General features: G+C 60.0%; 20 protein-coding genes. 18 read left to right on the top strand and 2 right to left on the bottom strand.

The annotated features are described in order from the left end of the window. Position 1 precedes the first annotated feature (1 nt). From ACCQ03_RS07030 to ACCQ03_RS06975, 12 genes are all read left to right on the top strand, one after another. The gene (locus ACCQ03_RS07030) at positions 2-295 is read left to right on the top strand and encodes a hypothetical protein (protein ID WP_057679122.1); all 294 of its coding nucleotides are present in this window, start codon (positions 2-4) and stop codon (positions 293-295) included. Continuing rightward, a complete protein-coding gene (locus ACCQ03_RS07025; RefSeq protein WP_057679123.1) occupies positions 295-861 on the top strand; it encodes a PilZ domain-containing protein in 567 nt (188 codons plus the stop codon). Before ACCQ03_RS07030 ends, ACCQ03_RS07025 begins: the two co-directional genes overlap by 1 nt. Positions 862-929: 68 nt before the next feature. Next, the gene (locus ACCQ03_RS07020; protein WP_003482986.1) at positions 930-1,562 is read left to right on the top strand and encodes a response regulator transcription factor; all 633 of its coding nucleotides are present in this window, start codon (positions 930-932) and stop codon (positions 1,560-1,562) included. A gap of 216 nt (positions 1,563-1,778) precedes the next feature. After that, positions 1,779-3,182 (top strand): RNA polymerase factor sigma-54, encoded by a 1,404-nt coding sequence (gene rpoN / locus ACCQ03_RS07015; RefSeq protein WP_209226996.1) that lies wholly within the window; start codon positions 1,779-1,781, stop codon positions 3,180-3,182. Between the two features lie 8 nt (positions 3,183-3,190). Beyond that, entirely contained in the window at positions 3,191-3,574 is a 384-nt protein-coding gene (locus ACCQ03_RS07010; RefSeq protein WP_016904817.1) for a response regulator, read from the top strand. Further along, positions 3,567-5,051 (top strand): sigma-54 dependent transcriptional regulator, encoded by a 1,485-nt coding sequence (locus tag ACCQ03_RS07005; protein WP_057679125.1) that lies wholly within the window; start codon positions 3,567-3,569, stop codon positions 5,049-5,051. Before ACCQ03_RS07010 ends, ACCQ03_RS07005 begins: the two co-directional genes overlap by 8 nt. A gap of 117 nt (positions 5,052-5,168) precedes the next feature. Further along, complete coding sequence (locus ACCQ03_RS07000) at positions 5,169-6,278, top strand: DegT/DnrJ/EryC1/StrS family aminotransferase (protein WP_057679126.1); 1,110 nt, start codon at positions 5,169-5,171, stop codon at positions 6,276-6,278. Positions 6,279-6,342: 64 nt separating this feature from the next. Next, positions 6,343-6,567, top strand: a complete 225-nt coding sequence (locus tag ACCQ03_RS06995; protein ID WP_039575455.1) for an acyl carrier protein — start codon at positions 6,343-6,345, stop codon at positions 6,565-6,567. 5 nt (positions 6,568-6,572) lie between these two features. Further along, positions 6,573-7,613, top strand: coding sequence for a ketoacyl-ACP synthase III (locus ACCQ03_RS06990; RefSeq protein WP_057679127.1), 1,041 nt, complete (start codon positions 6,573-6,575; stop codon positions 7,611-7,613). Between the two features lie 34 nt (positions 7,614-7,647). Continuing rightward, positions 7,648-8,415: an SDR family NAD(P)-dependent oxidoreductase gene (locus ACCQ03_RS06985; protein ID WP_057679128.1), complete on the top strand. Its 768-nt coding sequence runs from the start codon at positions 7,648-7,650 to the stop codon at positions 8,413-8,415. Between the two features lie 9 nt (positions 8,416-8,424). Beyond that, positions 8,425-9,072 (top strand): acetyltransferase, encoded by a 648-nt coding sequence (locus tag ACCQ03_RS06980; protein ID WP_057679129.1) that lies wholly within the window; start codon positions 8,425-8,427, stop codon positions 9,070-9,072. Positions 9,073-9,109: 37 nt separating this feature from the next. After that, positions 9,110-10,168 (top strand): aromatic ring-hydroxylating oxygenase subunit alpha, encoded by a 1,059-nt coding sequence (locus ACCQ03_RS06975; RefSeq protein ID WP_209228340.1) that lies wholly within the window; start codon positions 9,110-9,112, stop codon positions 10,166-10,168. Between the two features lie 90 nt (positions 10,169-10,258). Here ACCQ03_RS06975 and ACCQ03_RS06970 read toward each other — a convergent pair whose 3' ends face one another. Continuing rightward, entirely contained in the window at positions 10,259-11,230 is a 972-nt protein-coding gene (locus ACCQ03_RS06970) for an IS5 family transposase (RefSeq protein WP_150147813.1), read from the bottom strand. A 172-nt stretch (positions 11,231-11,402) separates the two neighbouring features. Between ACCQ03_RS06970 and ACCQ03_RS06965 the strand changes: the two genes are divergently transcribed. The 6 genes from ACCQ03_RS06965 (at position 11,403) to ACCQ03_RS06940 (ending at position 17,433) form a co-directional block, all read left to right on the top strand. After that, positions 11,403-12,020 carry an LbetaH domain-containing protein gene (locus tag ACCQ03_RS06965; protein ID WP_057679131.1) on the top strand — a complete coding sequence of 206 codons (618 nt, stop codon included), beginning with the start codon at positions 11,403-11,405 and terminating at the stop codon, positions 12,018-12,020. Positions 12,021-12,121: 101 nt separating this feature from the next. Further along, positions 12,122-13,432, top strand: a complete 1,311-nt coding sequence (locus tag ACCQ03_RS06960; RefSeq protein WP_081023153.1) for an FkbM family methyltransferase — start codon at positions 12,122-12,124, stop codon at positions 13,430-13,432. A gap of 184 nt (positions 13,433-13,616) precedes the next feature. Continuing rightward, complete coding sequence (locus ACCQ03_RS06955) at positions 13,617-14,639, top strand: WavE lipopolysaccharide synthesis family protein (protein ID WP_244664240.1); 1,023 nt, start codon at positions 13,617-13,619, stop codon at positions 14,637-14,639. 53 nt (positions 14,640-14,692) lie between these two features. Then, positions 14,693-15,664, top strand: a complete 972-nt coding sequence (locus ACCQ03_RS06950; protein WP_150147813.1) for an IS5 family transposase — start codon at positions 14,693-14,695, stop codon at positions 15,662-15,664. A 225-nt stretch (positions 15,665-15,889) separates the two neighbouring features. Further along, positions 15,890-16,977 (top strand): IS3-like element ISXcd1 family transposase gene (locus tag ACCQ03_RS06945; protein WP_223842567.1). Its coding sequence is split into 2 segments (ribosomal slippage): positions 15,890-16,142 and positions 16,142-16,977, totalling 1,089 coding nucleotides; the frame shifts between segments, so codons are not numbered across the junction. Between the two features lie 54 nt (positions 16,978-17,031). Further along, the gene (locus ACCQ03_RS06940) at positions 17,032-17,433 is read left to right on the top strand and encodes an FkbM family methyltransferase (protein ID WP_342343747.1); all 402 of its coding nucleotides are present in this window, start codon (positions 17,032-17,034) and stop codon (positions 17,431-17,433) included. 547 nt (positions 17,434-17,980) lie between these two features. Here the strand turns inward: ACCQ03_RS06940 and ACCQ03_RS06935 are convergent. Beyond that, positions 17,981-18,898, bottom strand: coding sequence for a hypothetical protein (locus ACCQ03_RS06935; protein WP_209227028.1), 918 nt, complete (start codon positions 18,896-18,898; stop codon positions 17,981-17,983). Positions 18,899-18,990 lie beyond the last annotated feature (92 nt).

Here is an 18,990-nt window from a genome sequence, read left to right as displayed (position 1 = left end):
CATGCATAGCGTGCAAAGCCTTCAAGCAGAAATCGCCGACCTTCGCCTGGCCATGGCGCAAGAGGAATTCGAGGCGATGCCGCAAATGCTGGACACCCACGACCTGCACCTGCGCGAATACGCGCAGCAGGTGGACATCCAGCAGGACCGCGACGCGCTGCAGGCCTTGCTGGGCATGCACCAGGACCTGATGCGGATGATGCGCGAGCGGCAGCGCAAGCTGCTGGAGCTGATCCGCGCACAACGCACCTCATCGTCGGCCAGCCGCGCCTACGCGCGGGTCGGACGCATCTGATGAGCGCGATCGGCACACTCGCGCCATCGGCCGATGCCGAGCTGTTTGCCGATACGCTCAGTTGCCAATTGCAGTTGCCGGCCGGCTTCCGGGCCGGAAGCGATGCCGGCGCACACAGCGCCGCAGAAACCCTGTTGCGCAGTCTCGGCCAGGTCGAAGACCTGCGTAGCGAAGAAACCAGCGAAGATCGCGGCGAACTGCCGCTGCTGGTGCAGCGCATGGACGCCAAACTGGATTTGATGCTGGCGCTGATCGGCCGCCTGGTGCGCCACGGCGACAGCGGCCTGAGCCAGGGATTGGTGCACTGGTCGGTGCGTGGGATCCGGCTGAGTTGCGCAACCAGCCACCCGCCAGGCACGGCCGGCAGCGTTTGCCTACAGCCGTCCGACTGGCTTCCTGAACTTGTACAGCTTCCCGCCACCGTGCTGGCGAACGCGAGCGATGGCCATGATGTCTGGCTATGGCTGCGCTTTGCCCCGCTCGCCCCGGGCCTGCAGGACGCCCTGGAACGCCACCTGTTTCGCTTGCATCGCCGTCAGATCGCCGACGCCCGCCGCCAGCGTTGATCCAATAGTTGGCGCCGGGCGCCGGGTCAGCTAAGGTGCCCTTTACTGAAAAAGGTCTCTTCTGCGCCGTGCGAGTCATCATCGTCGACGATCACACCCTTGTCCGTGCCGGCCTGTCCAGGCTGCTGCAAACCTTCGCTGGCATCGATGTCGTGGGCGAAGCCAGCAATGCGCAACAAGCCCTGGACATGACGTCCCTGCACCGACCCGACCTGGTGCTGATGGACCTGTCCTTGCCCGGTCGCAGCGGCCTGGATGCCATGACCGACGTGCTGCGCGCCGCGCCGCGCACGCACGTTGTGATGATGTCGATGCACGACGACCCGGTGCATGTGCGCGATGCGCTCGATCGCGGCGCGGTTGGCTTCGTGGTCAAGGATGCCGCGCCGTTGGAGCTGGAATTGGCGTTGCGTGCTGCCGCCGCCGGCCAGGTGTTCCTGAGCCCGCAGATCTCGTCCAAAATGATTGCGCCGATGCTGGGCCGCGAAAAGCCGGTCGGCATTGCTGCGCTGTCGCCGCGTCAGCGCGAGATCCTGCGCGAAATCGGCCGCGGCCAGAGCAACAAGGAAATCGCCGCCGATTTGGGCATCAGCGTCAAGACCGTGGAAACCCATCGCGCCCGCATGATGGAATCGCTCGGCTGCCGTCGCGCCAACGATCTGGTGCTGCTGGCCGCCAAGCATCACAACGAGTTGGTCTGACCCGCCAGCCGGGCACGCGTGGGCCAGCGAGGGTTAAAACAGTGACGGAATTCCGGCGGGCACGCTTGAGCCTGCCTGCAACGTCAGGAGGCTCCCGACAAACTGTCGGGAAAATCATGAGTCGCCTCACCTGACTCCCTGATTAGAAACCCGTCGCGTTGTCCTGCAAGATGCATTCCATCGCTGCTGCGTGCAGCGCCCATCGGAAGCGCTTCCATGAAGACGACCATTTCCGCCCAGCTTGGCCAGCAACTGCACCTCACCCCGCAGTTGCTGCAGTCGATCCGTCTGTTGCAACTGGACGGCATGCAATTGGAACTGGAAGTCCGTCGTGCCCTGGAAACCAATCCGTTGCTGGAGTTGGAAGAGCTGGCCGATAACGGGGACGAGGCCGCCACCAACAACGATGGCGCCAGCGATATCGCCGCGTTCGACGAGCTACCGGAAAGCACGATGTGGGACGTGCAGGGCGGCAGTTGGAACGACGGCGACGACGATCGCATGCAGCGCGTGGCCGCCGGCGAGTCGACCGACCCGCATGTGCGCATCCTGCGCGAGCTGGCGCTGGACCTGGACGAGGCGGCATTGGGGGCCGCTGCGTTCTGGCTGGAACAGACCGACGACGCCGGTTATCTGACCGAAGCGCTGTCGACGCTGCAACAGCTGGGCGCCATCCGTCTGGGCATGACCGTGCAGGCGGTCGAAGCGATCCGGCAGCGGTTGCTGCACGGCGACCCGGCCGGTCTGGCCGCCTGCGATCTGCGCGAGTGCCTGCAGGCCCAGTTGAGCGCCCTGCCCGGCCGCGTGCCGGCACGCCACCTGGCTGCGCGCATCCTCGACGGCGATCTGGAGCTGCTGGCCGCGCACGACTACACGCTGCTGGCGCGCGCGCACGATGCCGAAGTGGACGATGTCCGTGAAGCGGTGCGGCTGATCCTGTCGCTGCAACCGCGCCCGGGCGACGACCTGCTGCAGGAAAGCAATGCCAGCGTGATCCCGGATGTGCTCGCCTGGCATGCCGACGACAGCTGGCGCGTCGCACTCAACCCGGCCACCACCCATCGCGTCAGCATCAACCCGGTGCACGAACGCGCACTGGCCGACGCCGGCGAGGCCGCGCAGCCGCTGCGCGACATGCTGCAGGAAGCGCGCTGGCTGACCCGCGGCCTGTCGATGCGCTATGAGACTCTGCTGCGCGCCACGCGCGCCATCGTCGAACGCCAGGCCGCCTTCCTGGCGCGTGGCGAAGAAGCGATGGCACCGCTGACGCTGAAGGAAATCGCCGACGAGATCGGCATGCACGAATCGACCATTTCGCGCATCACCACCGGCAAATACATCCAGACCCCGCGCGGCACCTTCGAGCTCAAGCACTTCTTCGCCGTGCGGCTGGAAGGCGCCAGCGTCTCCGGCCAGGCCGTCAAGGCGATGGTGCGCCGCTTGATCGAAAGCGAGCCGGCCGGCCGGCCGCTGGCCGACGAGGCGATTGCCGGATTGCTGTCGCGGCAAGGCGTTAACATTGCGCGCCGCACCGTGGCCAAGTACCGCGAACAACTTGATATCGCACCGGCACGCGAGCGCCGCCGCACCACTAAACCGCTGCTTGCCCGGGCAGGATAAGGACTACTATGAGCAAACTCACCGTGCTGCTGGTCGACGACCACGAGGGCTTCATCAATGCTGCGATGCGTCATTTTCGCAAGGTCGAGTGGCTCGATATCGTGGGCAGCGCCGCCAATGGGCTGGAAGCGATCGAGCGCTCTGAGTCGCTGCGCCCCAATGTCGTGCTGATGGACCTGGCCATGCCGGAGATGGGCGGGCTGCAGGCCACGCGTCTGATCAAGACGCAGGACGATCCGCCGTATATTGTCATCGCGAGCCACTTCGATGATGCCGAGCATCGTGAACACGCTCTTCGCGCGGGTGCTGACAATTTTGTCAGCAAGCTGTCCTATATCCAGGAAGTCATGCCAATCCTGGAGGGCCTGACGGAAGGAGCCAGGAATGAGTGAGTCCCGCATTCTGTTGATCGACAGTGACGCCGTACGCGCCGAGCGCACGGTGTCGCTGCTCGAGTTCATGGACTTCAATCCCCGCTGGGTCACCGACGGCGCCGACATCAATCCTGGCCGTCACCGCCACGATGAGTGGATGGCGGTGATGGTGGGCTCGGCGCAGGACGCGGCACAGGCCGACAAATTCTTCGACTGGCTGGCCGATGCCAAGCTGCCGCCACCGGTGCTGCTGATGGAGGGCAGCCCGAGCGCGTTTGCGCAGACCCACGGCCTGCACGAAGCCAATGTGTGGGCCTTGGACACTCCCCTGCGTCATGCGCAGCTGGAAGCCTTGTTGCGCCGCGCAAGCCTCAAACGGCTCGACGCAGAGCATCAGGCCGGCGTGCAGCAAGACTCCGGCCCGACCGGCAACAGCGAGGCGGTGACCCGCCTGCGCCGGCTGATCGACCAAGTGGCTGCATTCGATACCACAGTGCTGGTCCTGGGCGAATCCGGGACCGGCAAGGAAGTGGTGGCGCGCGCCATCCACCAGCACTCGCCGCGGCGCGACGGGCCGTTCGTGGCGATCAACTGCGGCGCGATCCCGCCGGATCTGCTGGAAAGCGAACTGTTCGGCCACGAAAAAGGCGCCTTCACCGGTGCGCTGACCACCCGCAAGGGTCGCTTCGAGATGGCCGAGGGCGGCACGCTGCTGCTGGACGAAATCGGCGACATGAGTCTGCCGATGCAGGTCAAGCTGCTGCGCGTGCTGCAGGAGCGCAGCTTCGAGCGCGTTGGCGGCGGGCAGACCATCCGCTGCAACGTGCGCGTGATCGCCGCGACCCACCGCAATCTGGAATCGCGCATCAGCGATGGCCAGTTCCGCGAGGACCTGTTCTATCGCCTCAATGTGTTTCCGATCGAAATGCCGGCACTGCGCGAGCGTGTGGACGATCTGGCCATGCTGGTGCAGACCATTGCAGGCCAGCTGGCACGCACCGGTCGCGGCGAAGTGCGCTTTGCCGACGAGGCCCTGCAGGCGCTGCGCGGCTACGATTGGCCGGGCAATGTGCGCGAGCTGACCAACCTGGTCGAGCGCCTGGCGGTGCTGCATCCCGGCGGGCTGGTGCGGGTGCAGGATCTGCCGGCGCGTTATCGCGGCGATTTCGCTTCAGCCATTCCGGTCGAGCTGCCGCCGGAGCCGGAGTTGGTGACCGCACCGGTCGAGGTCAGCGCACTGCCGAGCAATGTGGTGACGCTGCAACCAAAGACTGCCGATGCCGAACCGTCCGCCACGTCCAGCCTGCCGGACGACGGCATCGATCTGCGTGGGCATATGGCCAACATCGAGTTGGCGTTGATCAACGAAGCATTGGAACGTACGCAGGGCGTGGTGGCGCATGCCGCTCAGCTGCTGGGCCTGCGCCGCACCACGTTGGTGGAGAAGCTGCGCAAGTACGGCATCGATCGCGAGCAGACCGAGCTGGCCAACTGAGCCAACACACGCCCAGGTTCCGCTCGCTGGCATAGCGCTTGCTTCAGCAGGATCACTCCGTTCGCAGCTGCCGGCTGCGACGGAATCCCGACATCCACCCGCACCAGCGAGGCATTGATGCCCATCCCCGTCACCAGTCCGCTGCTGCCGCCGCTGGAAGAGTTCCTGCCTTATCTAGAGCGGATCTGGACCAGTCGCATCGTCAGCAACGGCGGCGAGATGCACCATGCCCTCGAACGCGCGCTCTGCGATTACCTGGGCGTACCGCACCTGGCATTGCTGACCAACGGCACCACCGCGCTGATCACCGCGCTGCAGGCGCTGCGCATCACCGGTGAAGTGATCACCACACCCTATTCGTTCGTTGCCACTGCGCATTCGCTGTTATGGAAAAGCATCACCCCGGTGTTCGTGGACATCGACCCGGTGACGCTCAACATGGACCCTTCGAAGATCGAAGCGGCCATCACCCCGCAAACCACCGCGATCATGCCGGTGCACTGCTATGGCACTGCCTGCGACACCAGCGCGATCACGCGCATCGCCGACATCTACAACCTCAAGGTGATCTACGACGCGGCGCACGCGTTCGGCGTGCGCGACGATGGCGGATCGATCCTGCGCCATGGCGACCTGAGCGTGTTGAGCTTCCATGCGACCAAGGTCTTCAATACCTTCGAAGGCGGCGCGATTGTCTGTCCCGACGAAAGGACCTACCAGCGCATCGGGCACCTGAAGAACTTCGGCTTCGTCGACGAAACCACGGTGGTGGCACCGGGCATCAACGGCAAGATGAACGAAATCAGCGCGGCATTCGGCCTGCTGCAGCTCAAGCACATTGATGAGGCCATTGCGCAACGCAGCACCATCGATGCGCAGTACCGGCAACGATTGAGCGACATTCGCGGCATCCACTGCGTTGCACGGCTCGATCACTCCACGCCCAACTACGCGTACTTTCCGATCCTGGTGCAGGACGACTACCCGCTGTCGCGCGATGCGCTATACCAATTGATGCGCGAGCACGGCATCCTGGTGCGGCGCTACTTCTATCCGTTGATCAGCGACTTCCCGATGTATCGTGCCCTACCCTCGTCGGCGCCGGCATGGTTGCCGGTGGCGCGCTCAGTCGCCGCGCAGGTGCTGTGCCTGCCGATCTTTCCTGGCTTGAGCAGCGACCAGGTGGATACCATCGCCGATCTGATTGCTGGCCAACGGGCGACATGACCGTATCACGCTGCACCTGCATTTCAACCTCACATCTCTACAACAGGCAACCAGGCGAGCTCGCATGACCCAGGCAACATTTATCGAGAACTTCCTCTCCGCCACCGACTTTCAGGAACCGGTGGAGGTCACCATGGACACGGTGCTGTTGGAATTGCCGGAGTGGGATTCGCTGGCCGCGCTGGGCGTGATCGTCATGTTCGACATGGAGTACAGCAAGACCATCACCGGCGAAGATCTGTCTGCCGCCGTCACCGTGGGCGATCTCTACAAACTGACCGAGGCCTAAGCACCATGCCGACCTCCACGCTGCACAATGTTCGCTTTGCCGGCATGGCGACCTGCGTGCCGAAGCGGGTCGTGTCCAATCTCACCGATTGCCGGCCGCAGATCCGCTCCGAACGAGAGCGTCTGGTGCGCAACATCGGCATCGAGACACGCCGCATGGCGTCGGAGTGGCAGTGCTTTTCCGACCTGGCCTTCGATGCGACCGAAGTGCTGCTGGAGCGGCTGCAATGGAAGCGCGAGGAGATCGATGCATTGATCGTGGTGACCCAGTCACCGGATTACCCGATCCCAGCCACTGCCATCATCCTGCAGGACCGGCTGGGGCTGTCGCATGCCACCGTCGCATTCGACGTCAATCTGGGCTGCTCGGCCTACCCGTTCGGCATCAACCTGCTCGGTTCGATGATCGCCGCCGGCGGCGTCAAGAAGGGCCTGCTGCTGGTCGGCGACCGCAGCGCCAACCTGGAAGACCCGATCTTCTCCGACTCCGGCACCGCCACCGCGCTGGAATTCAGTGCTGACGCGCCGCCGATGTATTTCGACCTCAACAGCGATGGCAGCGGCTACAAAGCCATCATCCTGCCGGTGGGTGGGCATCGCGAGCCGGTCGGCATCCAGCACTTGGTGCCCTATCGAGAGGAGCCGGAAGGTGCGTGGAAGCGTGGCGTGGACCTGCAACTGGATGGCGTGGCAGTGCTGAGCTTTTCTACCCAACGCATTCCGCCTGCGGTACAGAAGCTGCTTGACTACACCGGCGCGTCTAAGGACGAGGTGGATTACTTCGTCTTCCACCAGGCCAACCGCATGATCAACGAGACCATCCGCAAGAAGCTTGGCCTGCCGGTGGAAAAGGTGCCCAGCACTCTGCGCGACTTCGGCAACACCAGCGGTGCCTCGTTGCCGGTCACGATGACTGCGCGGATCAACAAGGAACTCGAGTCAGGACCCAAGCGCGTGTTGCTGTGCGGCTTCGGCATCGGCCTTTCGTGGGGCAGCTGCCTGGTGGAGATCGAAGGTGCAGTCTTCCCCGATTTGATCGAATCTTGAGCTCTCCGGTCGCCGCTGCAGAAAACGAGATCCCGTGAACGACTCCCTATCCTTCAATCCTTTCAGCCTTGCCGATAAGCGCATCCTGGTCAGCGGCGCCAGCTCAGGGCTGGGCCGGGCGATCGCCCTGGGCTGCGCACGCATGGGCGGCGAGTTGATCGTCAGTGGACGCGATCCGCAACGCCTGGACGCCACCCTGGCTGATCTGCGGGCCATCAGCGAGCGGCCCCACCAGGCGCTGCGTGCTGACCTGACGGTGGCCACCGAGCGCGCTTCGCTCGTCGCCGCGCTTTCGGCGCCGCTGCATGGCGTGGTCCATAGCGCCGGCATCTCGCGGCTATGTCCAGCACGGATGGTCGGTGAGGCGCACCTGCGCGAGGTCCAGGCGACCAACGTCGATGCGCCCATTCTGCTGACCCAGGGTCTGCTCAAACGCAATCTGATCGCCGCCGATGGCGCCATCGTGTTCATCGCATCGATCGCCGCGCATATCGGTGTGGCAGGGGTAGGTGCCTATTCCGCTTCCAAGGCTGCGCTGATTGCTTACGCCCGCTGCCTGGCGATGGAAGTAGTCAAGCGACACATCCGCGTCAACTGCCTGTCGCCGGCGCTGGTCGATACCCCGTTGCTAGACGCCACTGCCCAGGTGGTGGGCTCGCTTGAGACCGAACGCAGCAATTATCCGCTTGGTTTCGGGCGACCCGACGACGTGGCCAATGCCGCCATCTTCCTGCTATCCGGTGCCAGCCGCTGGATCACCGGCACGAGCCTGGTGATGGACGGCGGCCTGACAATTAGCTGAGGAGCACGCATGAAGCAGATCGTCATCCTCGGAGCCGGCGGATTGGGACGCCAAGTGTTGGCACAACTGCAGGTGGACCATAGCCACGGCATCGACTGGGTCATTGCCGGCTTCTTGGACGAGCGTGGCCCAGACACTGTGCCAGCCGCGCTGTACTACCCCTGGCTGGGTCACCCGGCCGAGTTCGCTCCGCGTTCGGATCAATTGTTCGTTGCCGCGATCGGCGACCCGCTTTCACGCGAACGTCAGGTCACACCACTGGTGGCAGCGGGAGCCGAGTTCGTCTCGATCCGCACCCGCTGCAGCCTCGGCACACGCACCGTGTACGGGCCGACTTATTTCGGCTATGACGTGAACTGTGGCGTCGATTGTCGCATCGGCAGCTACGCCTTCATCGACCAGGAAGTGCTGCTGGGCCACGACGTGGTGGTCAGCGATTACGCACACATCGCGCCGCGCTGCGTGCTCGCCGGCCACGTCACCGTCGGCCATGGAGCGGTGATCAATTCCGGAGCCCTGATAGCACGAGGCATCACCATCGGCGAACGATCGGTAGTGGGCATGGGAGCTGTAGTGTTTCACGATGTCGCGCCGGGCCAGACTGTGGTCGGCAACCCGGCACGCGCGATCTTCAACAAACCGGTCTCCAGCTCATGAGCATGAGGACGCCAGACTGCCCGCGCCGGTGCGGCCGATGACGCGCCACGCGCTGGACGCGCGGCACTACACCAGCGAAAAGACCTTCGCGCTGGAACGCGAGCGCCTGTTCGGACAGCTATGGAACTTTGTTGGTTTCAGCACGATGGTGCGCGAGCGCAACCAATTCTTCACCCGCACGATCGCCGGTGTCCCGGTGCTGGTGCAGCGAACCAGCGCAGGTGTGCGTGCCTTCGTTAACCAATGTCCGCACCGGTTGTCGGCGATCCAGATCAGCGATGTCGGCCAGCGCCCGCTCGTGTGCCCCTACCACGCCTGGTCGTTTGGCCCGGAAGGCGAGCTGCGTGCCATGCCCAACGCCGAGCTCTATCGCTTCGATGAGCACGAACGTGCGGGCATCTGCCTGCGCAAATTGGCGCTGGAGGAAGTTGGCGGGTTGTTGTTCGTCAACCTTGCTGAGCAACCGTTGCCGCTGGAGACGCAGTTCACCGGTCCTTTCCTGCAGCAGTTGCGCGAAGCGTCCTCGCACCTGGACACGCAGGTGATCCATAGCCGGCACCGGGTTCACTACAACTGGAAGCTCAATATGGAGAACGTGAAGGACTACAACCATGTCCCATTCGTGCATCCGAAGACCTTCCTGCCTGCCCTGACGACACAGGTCAAATCGACAGGCACTGCCACAGATGCGCCATCGATCGTGAAGCAATTGATTCAACATGGCCAGGCGCCAGCACTGAGCACGCTCAGCTACCCGACGAAAGCGCCCCTGCAACCTTATGTATCGTGGTTCAACGCGCTGTGCGACACCTATGGCGCTGATCATATCTATTACAACTGGTTCATCTATCCGAACGTCAACTTCTGTAGCGTCCGCGGTGAGTACTTCTTGCTGCAGCAATACGAACCGGTGTCTCCAGGCGTGACCAACTACCACCTGTGGATGATGACCGCCCGTCGCAAGAGCGCGAGCACCGACTTTACCGCGCTGCTGAGTACGCTGATTCGCGGCGAACGAACCGTTATCGCCGAAGACACGCTGGTACTGGAACGCCTACAGGGAAGGTCTGAACAACGCGATCGGAGGATGTGGTAAGCCATATCGGTCGCGGTGACCGCGCTCAGATCCTCGGTTTTTCGCCGTTTTTGGCGCTTTTTCGGGGTATCGTCCCGATTACGGGCGCACCTACCCCGCGGCGGTAATGAACTCTTTGCGCTTCAGCCACAGATTCGACAGCGCAAACAGCATCAGCATCTGTGCGGTGTTCTTCGCCAAACCGCGATAGCGCACCTTGACGTAGCCAAACTGGCGCTTGATCACCCGAAACGGGTGTTCCACCTTTGCACGCAGGCTGGCTTTTGTGTGCTCCCAGCGCTTGGCCAACTTCAGTTCGCGCTTGTTCTTAATCTGCTTCAGCTTCGAGGGCTTCTCCGCGATCAGGTAGCGCAGTTTGCGCTTGCGCTTCATCTCCTCGCGTTTCTCAAGCCCGGTGTAGCCGCTGTCCGCGCACAGCGTGTCCTCCTTGCCGTGCAGCAGCTTGTGCGCTTGTGTGATATCGGCCACGTTGGCCGCCGTGCACTCCACGTGGTGCACCAGCCCGGAGTCATCGTCCACCCCGATGTGCGCCTTCATCCCGAAGTAGTACTGGTTGCCCTTCTTGGTTTGGTGCATCTCCGGATCGCGCTCGCCATCCTTGTTCTTGGTCGAGCTGGGCGCAGCGATGATCGTGGCGTCCACGATCGTCCCGCCGCGCAAGCTCTGCCCCTTGCGCGACAGGTGCGCGTTGACCCGATTGAACAGCTTGCGCGCCAAATCGTGCTGCTCCAACAGATGGCGGAAGTTGAGAATCGTCGTCTCGTCCGGCACCTCATCCAGCCCGCCGATCTTGGCGAAACGGCGCATCGACACCGTGTCGTACAGCGCTTCTTCCGCCGATGGATCGCTCAGTGCATACCACTGCTGCAAAAAGTGGATGCGCAGCATGGTCTCCAGCCGATACGGCTGTCGCCCCGGCTGCCCCGACTTCGGGTAGTGCGGCTCGATCAGCGCCAGCAGGTCCTTCCACGGCACGACCTGGTCCATCTCGGCCAAGAACACCTCACGCCGCGTCCGCTTGCGCTTGCCGTTGTACTCCGCGTCGCCGAAGGTCAGCTGCATCGAAATCGTCTACTCGGGTCGTTGATCGATTGTGGCAGATCACGATGGATTGTTCAGAGTTTCCACAGCAGGGAATTGGGCCCTATTCCGGTTCGTTCATGCATGGTGACTACGAAGCGCATCTTGTGCAGCAGCATCTTTGGTATCGGGAAAACGTGCTGGGAGAGACTGCTTGAAAGCGCTGGTGTTGTTAGGCCATGGCGCGGCGCTCGCAAAAGCCCAAGCTACTGCGCAGGCCTGTAGCCTGGCACACACCACGCTCGAACTGCCGACCGCGGATCGCTACACCTTCGATCTGGGGGAATTGTTCGCCCGTTTTCCTGCGGCACAGACCGAAGTGTTCGTAGCGCTGGACGAGCGCGCGGTGAACTATGCCCGGCATAAGCTGCTCGCCGAGGTTAGATTGGCTGGCTATCGCACGATTAATCTGATTTCGCCGCAGACCATCATTGCTGATGGAGTGGAACTGATGGGCAATGTATACATCGGCCCAGGCTGCAATCTGGCACCGCGTAGCCGCATCGGTGCAGGTAGCTGGCTGGATCGCCAGATCATCGTCGAGGCGGATGTCCGCGTAGGCTCCAGTGTGACATTGCATGCCGGCGTACAACTAGGGCAAGGGGCGCAAATCGGACAGGGCAGCACCCTAGGCAGTGGCAGTGTGGCACCTCGCCAAGCACGCATCGGTCGGCGCTGTGAATGGCTGCTGCACTCCGTGTTGCCCGATGTACTGCCTGACCGATGTTTCTACGACTCCCTGATGCCGGACGGCGCGCGCATCCTTTACTAAAAAATGAAAAGCTCACTCCCTGCGCTTATCCCTAAAAGCATATCGCAGCCTCCATTTAATCGACTCTTAGATTTCCCGTCATCCAGACTGAGCTAATATTTATGTACCCATTTCTTTCCAAACAACAGCTTATTAGGGATGTCTTTGAACTACGTGATGCGCTTGCGCAACCACACGGAGTCTTCCCCGCCTTGCTCGATCGGGCGCCATCGGATTTCCTTAAAAAACAAAATTTTATTATTTGCGGATCGGTGTGCAGATCCGAGATTCGAGTACTGGCAAAATCAGCCAATGTTATTGCCATTGTTGACGACTTCCTGCGCGAGCGTCAAAGGCACATATTCGGAATCCCTGTCATCAGCTCGGATACTTGGGTCGAGCTGGCCGTAGGCCAGGCCGATGTGACATCTTGCATTCTGACTCCAGGCGGAACTGCTTTTCAGCACTTCACCAAAACAGCCAATCAATGGAACTTGCCAACACTACTTCCGTTGCAGTTTTTGCATTTATTGGAGAAATGCGGTGTCGACCATAGCGGGGAGACCGGCCGCTTTTTCTGGTACGGTTACGAATTCTTCAATGCCACCCTTAACAATGTTGATTACCTAATTGAATTTGCCAACGATCTTAATGATGAATATTCGCAAATTTCATGGCTGTGCATTCTGCTTTATAGACTGACACTAAATCCATTTTATCTTGAAGCATGTGCTGTCGGGCATGGAGCGGATAATTTCGACCTCAACTCATACTCCACCAACCGCCAATTTTTCAAGTTTAATGACGAAGAAGTTTATGTTGATGGTGGCGCCTTCAATGGCGACACCATCGAGGGCTTTTTGCGCGCATGCAAGGGGGATTTCAAAAGAATTCATTCTTTCGAACCATCCATTCACAACAATAATTTAATCCGCTCGCGCCTCAATTTAATACAGGATCAATACCTGAAACCGTTGGCGCCAGCTATCACTTTGCACGAGAAAGGGTTGTGGGACAGCAACACAACATTGAAATTCAACCCAGGGCAAATTGTTCCAGATTTCGAAATTCCCGGCCTTGTTCAAACCCAGTCTGCGCACCTAGTAGAATCCAACATCATCGGCCATATATATGAAAAATCGCGCGAAGAAGACGTGGCGATAACCGTTCCGGTCACAACTATTGACGAGGCTACGGAAAGGACGGCGACATTCATCAAATTAGAGATCGAAGGATCCGAGCTCAAGGCGTTACACGGCGCAAGGGAAACAATCGAGAAAAACCGCCCCAAAATGGCGATCTCAGCCTATCATAAGCCGGAGGATCTGTTAACACTAACGAAATTCGTTAAAGAAATAGAAAAGGATTATCAAATTGGCTTCCGGCAACACAACCGGTTATGCCCCGATGCGATGGTTCTATATTACTTCTAGACACATAATTAATATCCTTTATGGATCACAGCAATAAAATCACGCAATTTTATTGCGTAGGTAGCGATGGCATGGTCACGCCTTCTTAGCAAGCACACAAGGAAGCCCTTTTATGGCGTTAGCAATCGGCTCGATCGAGCGAGCCACCATCAAATATCCATGACTGAATCCGCGCAACACTAAGTTGATCGGTTGGGGTGCGGGACAGTTTTTTCGCGATTTCTATCCAGCGATTGCTCAGCAGTTGAATTTGCATTACACCATCTGCCCACGGCCTGAAAATCAGGGCACGACTGTCCATGGCCTTTCGGTCAGATCACCTTCGGCGCTGGAGGACGAATTGGTCGATGATGTGCTGATCGTCATCTTCTCCAATCACGCGGCGGAGGTAATGAACCAGATTGCAAAGGCACATGGCCGCTTCCGCACGGTGCGTGCCGTCGATTGCGACGAGAGCAGCATTGCACTGCTGCAAGAATTGCAGGATTTCTCGCGCTTGTTGCCCCAACTGCACCTGTCGCGCCAACTAACTAAGGCGGATACCGGAATCTTCGTGCAAGGACTCGCGTTCGACTTTACGCCCTTGGTGCTGGCCTGGAATCGCCTGCGTTTTCCTTGGACGTATCAGTGCATGGTGACCTGGGATCACCAACCAAGTGCGCTTCTGGACCGCTGCAGGCCCTGGCTGGATGAGCTGATCTTGGTGCCTCAGCCGGACAACCTGGGTCTGCAATACCGCAATGCGGTGCTGCGCTCCGCACGCCTGGGCGTGGAGCATCTGGCTGAGCAAGGTATCGACTTTGCGGTGCGTTGCCGTAGCGACAACGTGCTGACCGGCTCAACCCACGACGCAATCAATGCCCATTTTAGAGGCAAACGTAATCAAGGAAAGATCGCAATTTCTTTGGTAGGGGGGTGTCGAAACATCCCGTTCCATTTCACCGAGAAAACTATGCTTGGTAGGACGCAAGACATGCTGGCATTGTGGTCGATCCCAGAGGATCCGCGACCTGCAAATTATGCGGACGCCGAATTCTCTCCAATGAACGAACTTACACCCAATCGTCATTTTCAAGAAATAAGCCAATACACATTCGAATCCTTTTTGTGGGAGAACTACGCGCGCCGGCTTGGCTTCCCGTCAGAAACCCTGGTGGATAGCTATCGTTTTGCGCAGTCGAGACTGCTCGCGCTAGGGAAACTCTGAACAATCCATCGTGATCTGCCACAATCGATCAACGACCCGAGTAGACGATTTCGATGCAGCTGACCTTCGGCGACGCGGAGTACAACGGCAAGCGCAAGCGGACGCGGCGTGAGGTGTTCTTGGCCGAGATGGACCAGGTCGTGCCGTGGAAGGACCTGCTGGCGCTGATCGAGCCGCACTACCCGAAGTCGGGGCAGCCGGGGCGACAGCCGTATCGGCTGGAGACCATGCTGCGCATCCACTTTTTGCAGCAGTGGTATGCACTGAGCGATCCATCGGCGGAAGAAGCGCTGTACGACACGGTGTCGATGCGCCGTTTCGCCAAGATCGGCGGGCTGGATGAGGTGCCGGACGAGACGACGATTCTCAACTTCCGCCATCTGTTGGAGCAGCACGATTTGGCGCGCAAGCTGTTCAATCGGGTCAACGCGCACCTGTCGCGCAAGGGGCAGAGCTTGCGCGGCGGGACGATCGTGGACGCCACGATCATCGCTGCGCCCAGCTCGACCAAGAACAAGGATGGCGAGCGCGATCCGGAGATGCACCAAACCAAGAAGGGCAACCAGTACTACTTCGGGATGAAGGCGCACATCGGGGTGGACGATGACTCCGGGCTGGTGCACCACGTGGAGTGCACGGCGGCCAACGTGGCCGATATCACACAAGCGCACAAGCTGCTGCACGGCAAGGAGGACACGCTGTGCGCGGACAGCGGCTACACCGGGCTTGAGAAACGCGAGGAGATGAAGCGCAAGCGCAAACTGCGCTACCTGATCGCGGAGAAGCCCTCGAAGCTGAAGCAGATTAAGAACAAGCGCGAACTGAAGTTGGCCAAGCGCTGGGAGCACACAAAAGCCAGCCTGCGTGCAAAGGTGGAACACCCGTTTCGGGTGATCAAGCGCCAGTTTGGCTACGTCAAGGTGCGCTATCGCGGTTTGGCGAAGAACACCGCACAGATGCTGATGCTGTTTGCGCTGTCGAATCTGTGGCTGAAGCGCAAAGAGTTCATTACCGCCGCGGGGTAGGTGCGCCCGTAATCGGGACGATACCCCGAAAAAGCGCCAAAAACGGCGAAAAACCGAGGATCTGAGCGCGGTCACCGCGACCGATATGGCTTACCACATCCTCCGATCGCGTTGTTCAGACCTTCCCTAGGCGAGAACGAAGAGATCAGTCCATACGGTAATCCCCCCACAGGTTAGCTGACGCCAGAAGTGGAATTTTCTCGTACCCTTTTCCGAGGAGGTTCCATGAAGACATCCCGCTTCACCGACAGCCAGATCATTGCCGTCCTCAAGCAGGCCGAGGCCGGCACGCCCGTGCCGGAGTTGTGCCGGGAACACGGCATCAGCTCGGCGACGTTCTACAAGTGGCGCAGCAAGTTCGGCGGCATGGACGCATCGCTGATGTCCCAGCTCAGGGAGCTGCAGGACGAGAACCGGCGCCTGAAGAAGATGTACGCCGATGCCCAGCTCAGCGCCGACCTGCTGAAGGAGGCGATGGCAAAAAAATGGTGAGGCCATCTCAACGCCGGGAGATGGCCCGATGGGCCGTAGATGGTGGCCACACGAACATCCGGCATGCCTGCCGGACCTTTGCGGTGAGCGAGACCTGCTTTCGCTATCAAGCCAAGGCCAGCGAGGAGAACGCCCGGATTGCCGATTGGCTGGTGCGGTTGACCACAACCTATCGTGATTGGGGGTTCGGCCTGTGCTTTCTGCACCTGCGCAACGTGAAGGGCTTTGGCTGGAATCACAAGCGGGTGTACCGCATCTATCGGGAGCTGGAGTTGAACCTGCGGATCAAGCCGAAGAAGCGGCTGGTGCGCGAGCGGCCAGAGCCGTTGGCGGTGCCGGAGACGATCAACCAGGTCTGGTCGATGGATTTCATGCACGACCAGCTGGCCGACGGCCGCAGCTTCCGGTTGTTCAATGTGCTCGATGACTTCAACCGTGAGGGTCTGGGCATCGAGGTCGACTTATCGCTGCCATCGGCCCGGGTGATCCGCTCGTTGGAACAGATCATTGACTGGCGCGGCAAGCCAAACGCCATTCGCTGCGACAACGGCCCGGAGTACATCAGCGGCGCGCTGCTAGCTTGGGCACAGCAGCGCGGGATTCGGATCGAGCACATCCAGCCAGGCAAGCCGCAGCAGAATGCCTATGTCGAACGTTACAACCGCACCGTCCGCTACGCCTGGCTGGCCACAACGTTGTTCGACACCATCGAGCAGGTTCAGGACAAGGCCACGCGCTGGCTATGGACGTACAACCATGAGCGCCCCAACATGGCGCTCGGCGGTATCACGCCAGCAATGAAATTGGCGATGGCCGCCTAGCTCCACTTTTGGCGAACGCTCAAAGCGGGGGGATTACCATACTACCGGCAAGGCATCTCGCACCTGGGTGGACTACTGCCGATCAACGCGGATTCCACCGACTCGCTTGGGTATGCGCGCCAAGCGTCGAATGAGCAGATTGCAGTCAGCAAGACCACCCTCGACAACGCATGCGCCGAACTGGGGATTTCCCATGTGCATATCCTAAAGATCGATGTGCAGGGGTTCGAGCGTCAAGTGCTCGAGGGCGCGACGGCGCTCCTGCGGCACACCGACTGCGCAGTGATCGAAATCGGACTGTACGACTTCTATGGCAGGACGACCAGCTTCGTCGAAGTCGTCAACTTAATGCACGCGGCCGGATTTTCGCTATGGGACATCGCCAAGCTGTCTAAGAACCCGAAGAGCTTGCGCACTGACTGGATCGAGGTGGTGTATCGCAAGGACTCCATATAGCTGCAAGATTCTCCATGGCAATGCGCGCAACGGAGTGCCGCCGCCGGGTCAGCTGCCTTCTGCACCAACGGCGCGCTTGTTGCATCTTCGGCTAGGCTGAGCACGCCCAGGTTCGCCACCCATCGGCGCAATGTGGAGCCTCCCCCCCTCTTTTCACTCTCCTGTCGCCGCGCGCCGTGGATGCACCTTTGACTGTTCAAGACGCTCAATAACCGCTGACTTCGAACGCCCTGGTTAGCTTCGTCATGCCGACCTTCAAGCTGCGCCATTTCGCGCAGGCGCTGGACAGCGTGCCTATGCAGCACTGCAGCTGGTGATCTTGATGCCAATGCCAATGGCGCCACTGAGGCGGTGCTGGAGTCCAAGTTGCTGGTAACGCCCTTCTCCGTTCGCTACCAGCAACCAGCCGAGCACTGGCTATTAGGGTTATATCGATTTCCAGAAGGAAGTATGAAAAATAGGCTGGCAGCGGATCAGCTTCGCAAATCACCGGGCTGAAGGAGCAATGCCGGCCCTCAGGAGTTAGTAGCTTTCATAAGATCCATTATCAAGAATAACTCCCGCCAGTATTCACGTATCCAGCCACATTTCCTGGAAAAGCACTCGGACCCTTCCCATTCACCCAGATCACACCATTTGCATTGATTCCATACCGCGCACCTGTGGCTGCTCCGGAAAACGTAAATGTTGCGTCACCACCATTTATACTACCCACGCGGCCAGCGTTAGCGAAGGCATTAGTGAAGGCCGGCGTACTTATCAAGGTAACGGTGATGCTACGGAGAACGAGTTGACCGCCGTCGAATACCCCATAATGGCAAACACCACCTCCCGTGATACTGTAGTTGCCTGCGACGTAGCAGACGCCATTCCCTGTGACAACTATTTGGGAACCCGTCATCGCCGCGAACACATGCCCACCCTGGAAAGTACACGACGCCCTATAACTAATCACTATGTCGTTTGCTGTGGAACCTCCCCCAAAAGCGAAGCCAGAGATCTGAACTGTACTGCCAGCATCCACCACGAGCACCCACCCCGTGGTGTTGCGCCAAATAGCAGATGAGCTACCTACAAGCCGCACGACGCCACCTGTCACGTTGCCCATCGAAACATTTTCTACATAAGTCCCGTCTGCGACATTAATAGATACTGTATAGCCACATAGCGAATAGCGTGCTCTCACCACATTGACAGCACGCTGGATGGTCTGAAATGCCGTCGCAGCGCTTAATCCATCATTGGAATCGCTACCCGTGCTGGAAACGTACAAAGACAAATCCTGAGTCAAGGCAATTGCGTAGGTGACGTAGCTATTCGCGCTAGTACCCATCGCGAACCGACCTTCATCGCTGATGAAATACGGCTCGCTTGCAGCGAGTTCACCGGCTGTCGCAGCAGCATCAAACTGTGCGCGCGTCCCGCGCTTCACATAAATACTGGCGCCCGAGATTGCATCCAACATAACATGAAACTCCTTAAATAGTTAGTTCATAGCTACATTAATTTCTACATTAATTTAAGATTGCGTGAAAATTATTGGTGTGAATCTGGAAC

Source organism: Xanthomonas sp. NCPPB 3569 (assembly GCF_041475645.2).
Lineage (GTDB): Bacteria > Pseudomonadota > Gammaproteobacteria > Xanthomonadales > Xanthomonadaceae > Xanthomonas > Xanthomonas phaseoli.
Note: the sequence above shows the minus strand (reverse complement) of the source record. Positions and strands in the feature narration are given on the sequence as shown.

Bases quoted from the DNA above. Each gene is read 5' to 3' on its own strand.
- ACCQ03_RS07030 (WP_057679122.1), top strand. From the start codon at position 2: ATGCATAGCGTGCAAAGCCTTCAAGCAGAAATCGCCGACCTTCGCCTG.
- ACCQ03_RS06960 (WP_081023153.1), top strand. From the start codon at position 12,122: ATGTACCCATTTCTTTCCAAACAACAGCTTATTAGGGATGTCTTTGAA.
- ACCQ03_RS06950 (WP_150147813.1), top strand. From the start codon at position 14,693: ATGCAGCTGACCTTCGGCGACGCGGAGTACAACGGCAAGCGCAAGCGG.
- ACCQ03_RS06990 (WP_057679127.1), top strand. From the start codon at position 6,573: ATGCCGACCTCCACGCTGCACAATGTTCGCTTTGCCGGCATGGCGACC.
- rpoN (WP_209226996.1), top strand. From the start codon at position 1,779: ATGAAGACGACCATTTCCGCCCAGCTTGGCCAGCAACTGCACCTCACC.
- ACCQ03_RS07010 (WP_016904817.1), top strand. From the start codon at position 3,191: ATGAGCAAACTCACCGTGCTGCTGGTCGACGACCACGAGGGCTTCATC.
- ACCQ03_RS07000 (WP_057679126.1), top strand. From the start codon at position 5,169: ATGCCCATCCCCGTCACCAGTCCGCTGCTGCCGCCGCTGGAAGAGTTC.
- ACCQ03_RS06980 (WP_057679129.1), top strand. From the start codon at position 8,425: ATGAAGCAGATCGTCATCCTCGGAGCCGGCGGATTGGGACGCCAAGTG.
- ACCQ03_RS06935 (WP_209227028.1), bottom strand. From the start codon at position 18,898: ATGTTGGATGCAATCTCGGGCGCCAGTATTTATGTGAAGCGCGGGACG.
- ACCQ03_RS07025 (WP_057679123.1), top strand. From the start codon at position 295: ATGAGCGCGATCGGCACACTCGCGCCATCGGCCGATGCCGAGCTGTTT.
- ACCQ03_RS07005 (WP_057679125.1), top strand. From the start codon at position 3,567: ATGAGTGAGTCCCGCATTCTGTTGATCGACAGTGACGCCGTACGCGCC.
- ACCQ03_RS06995 (WP_039575455.1), top strand. From the start codon at position 6,343: ATGACCCAGGCAACATTTATCGAGAACTTCCTCTCCGCCACCGACTTT.
- ACCQ03_RS06970 (WP_150147813.1), bottom strand. From the start codon at position 11,230: ATGCAGCTGACCTTCGGCGACGCGGAGTACAACGGCAAGCGCAAGCGG.
- ACCQ03_RS06975 (WP_209228340.1), top strand. From the start codon at position 9,110: ATGACGCGCCACGCGCTGGACGCGCGGCACTACACCAGCGAAAAGACC.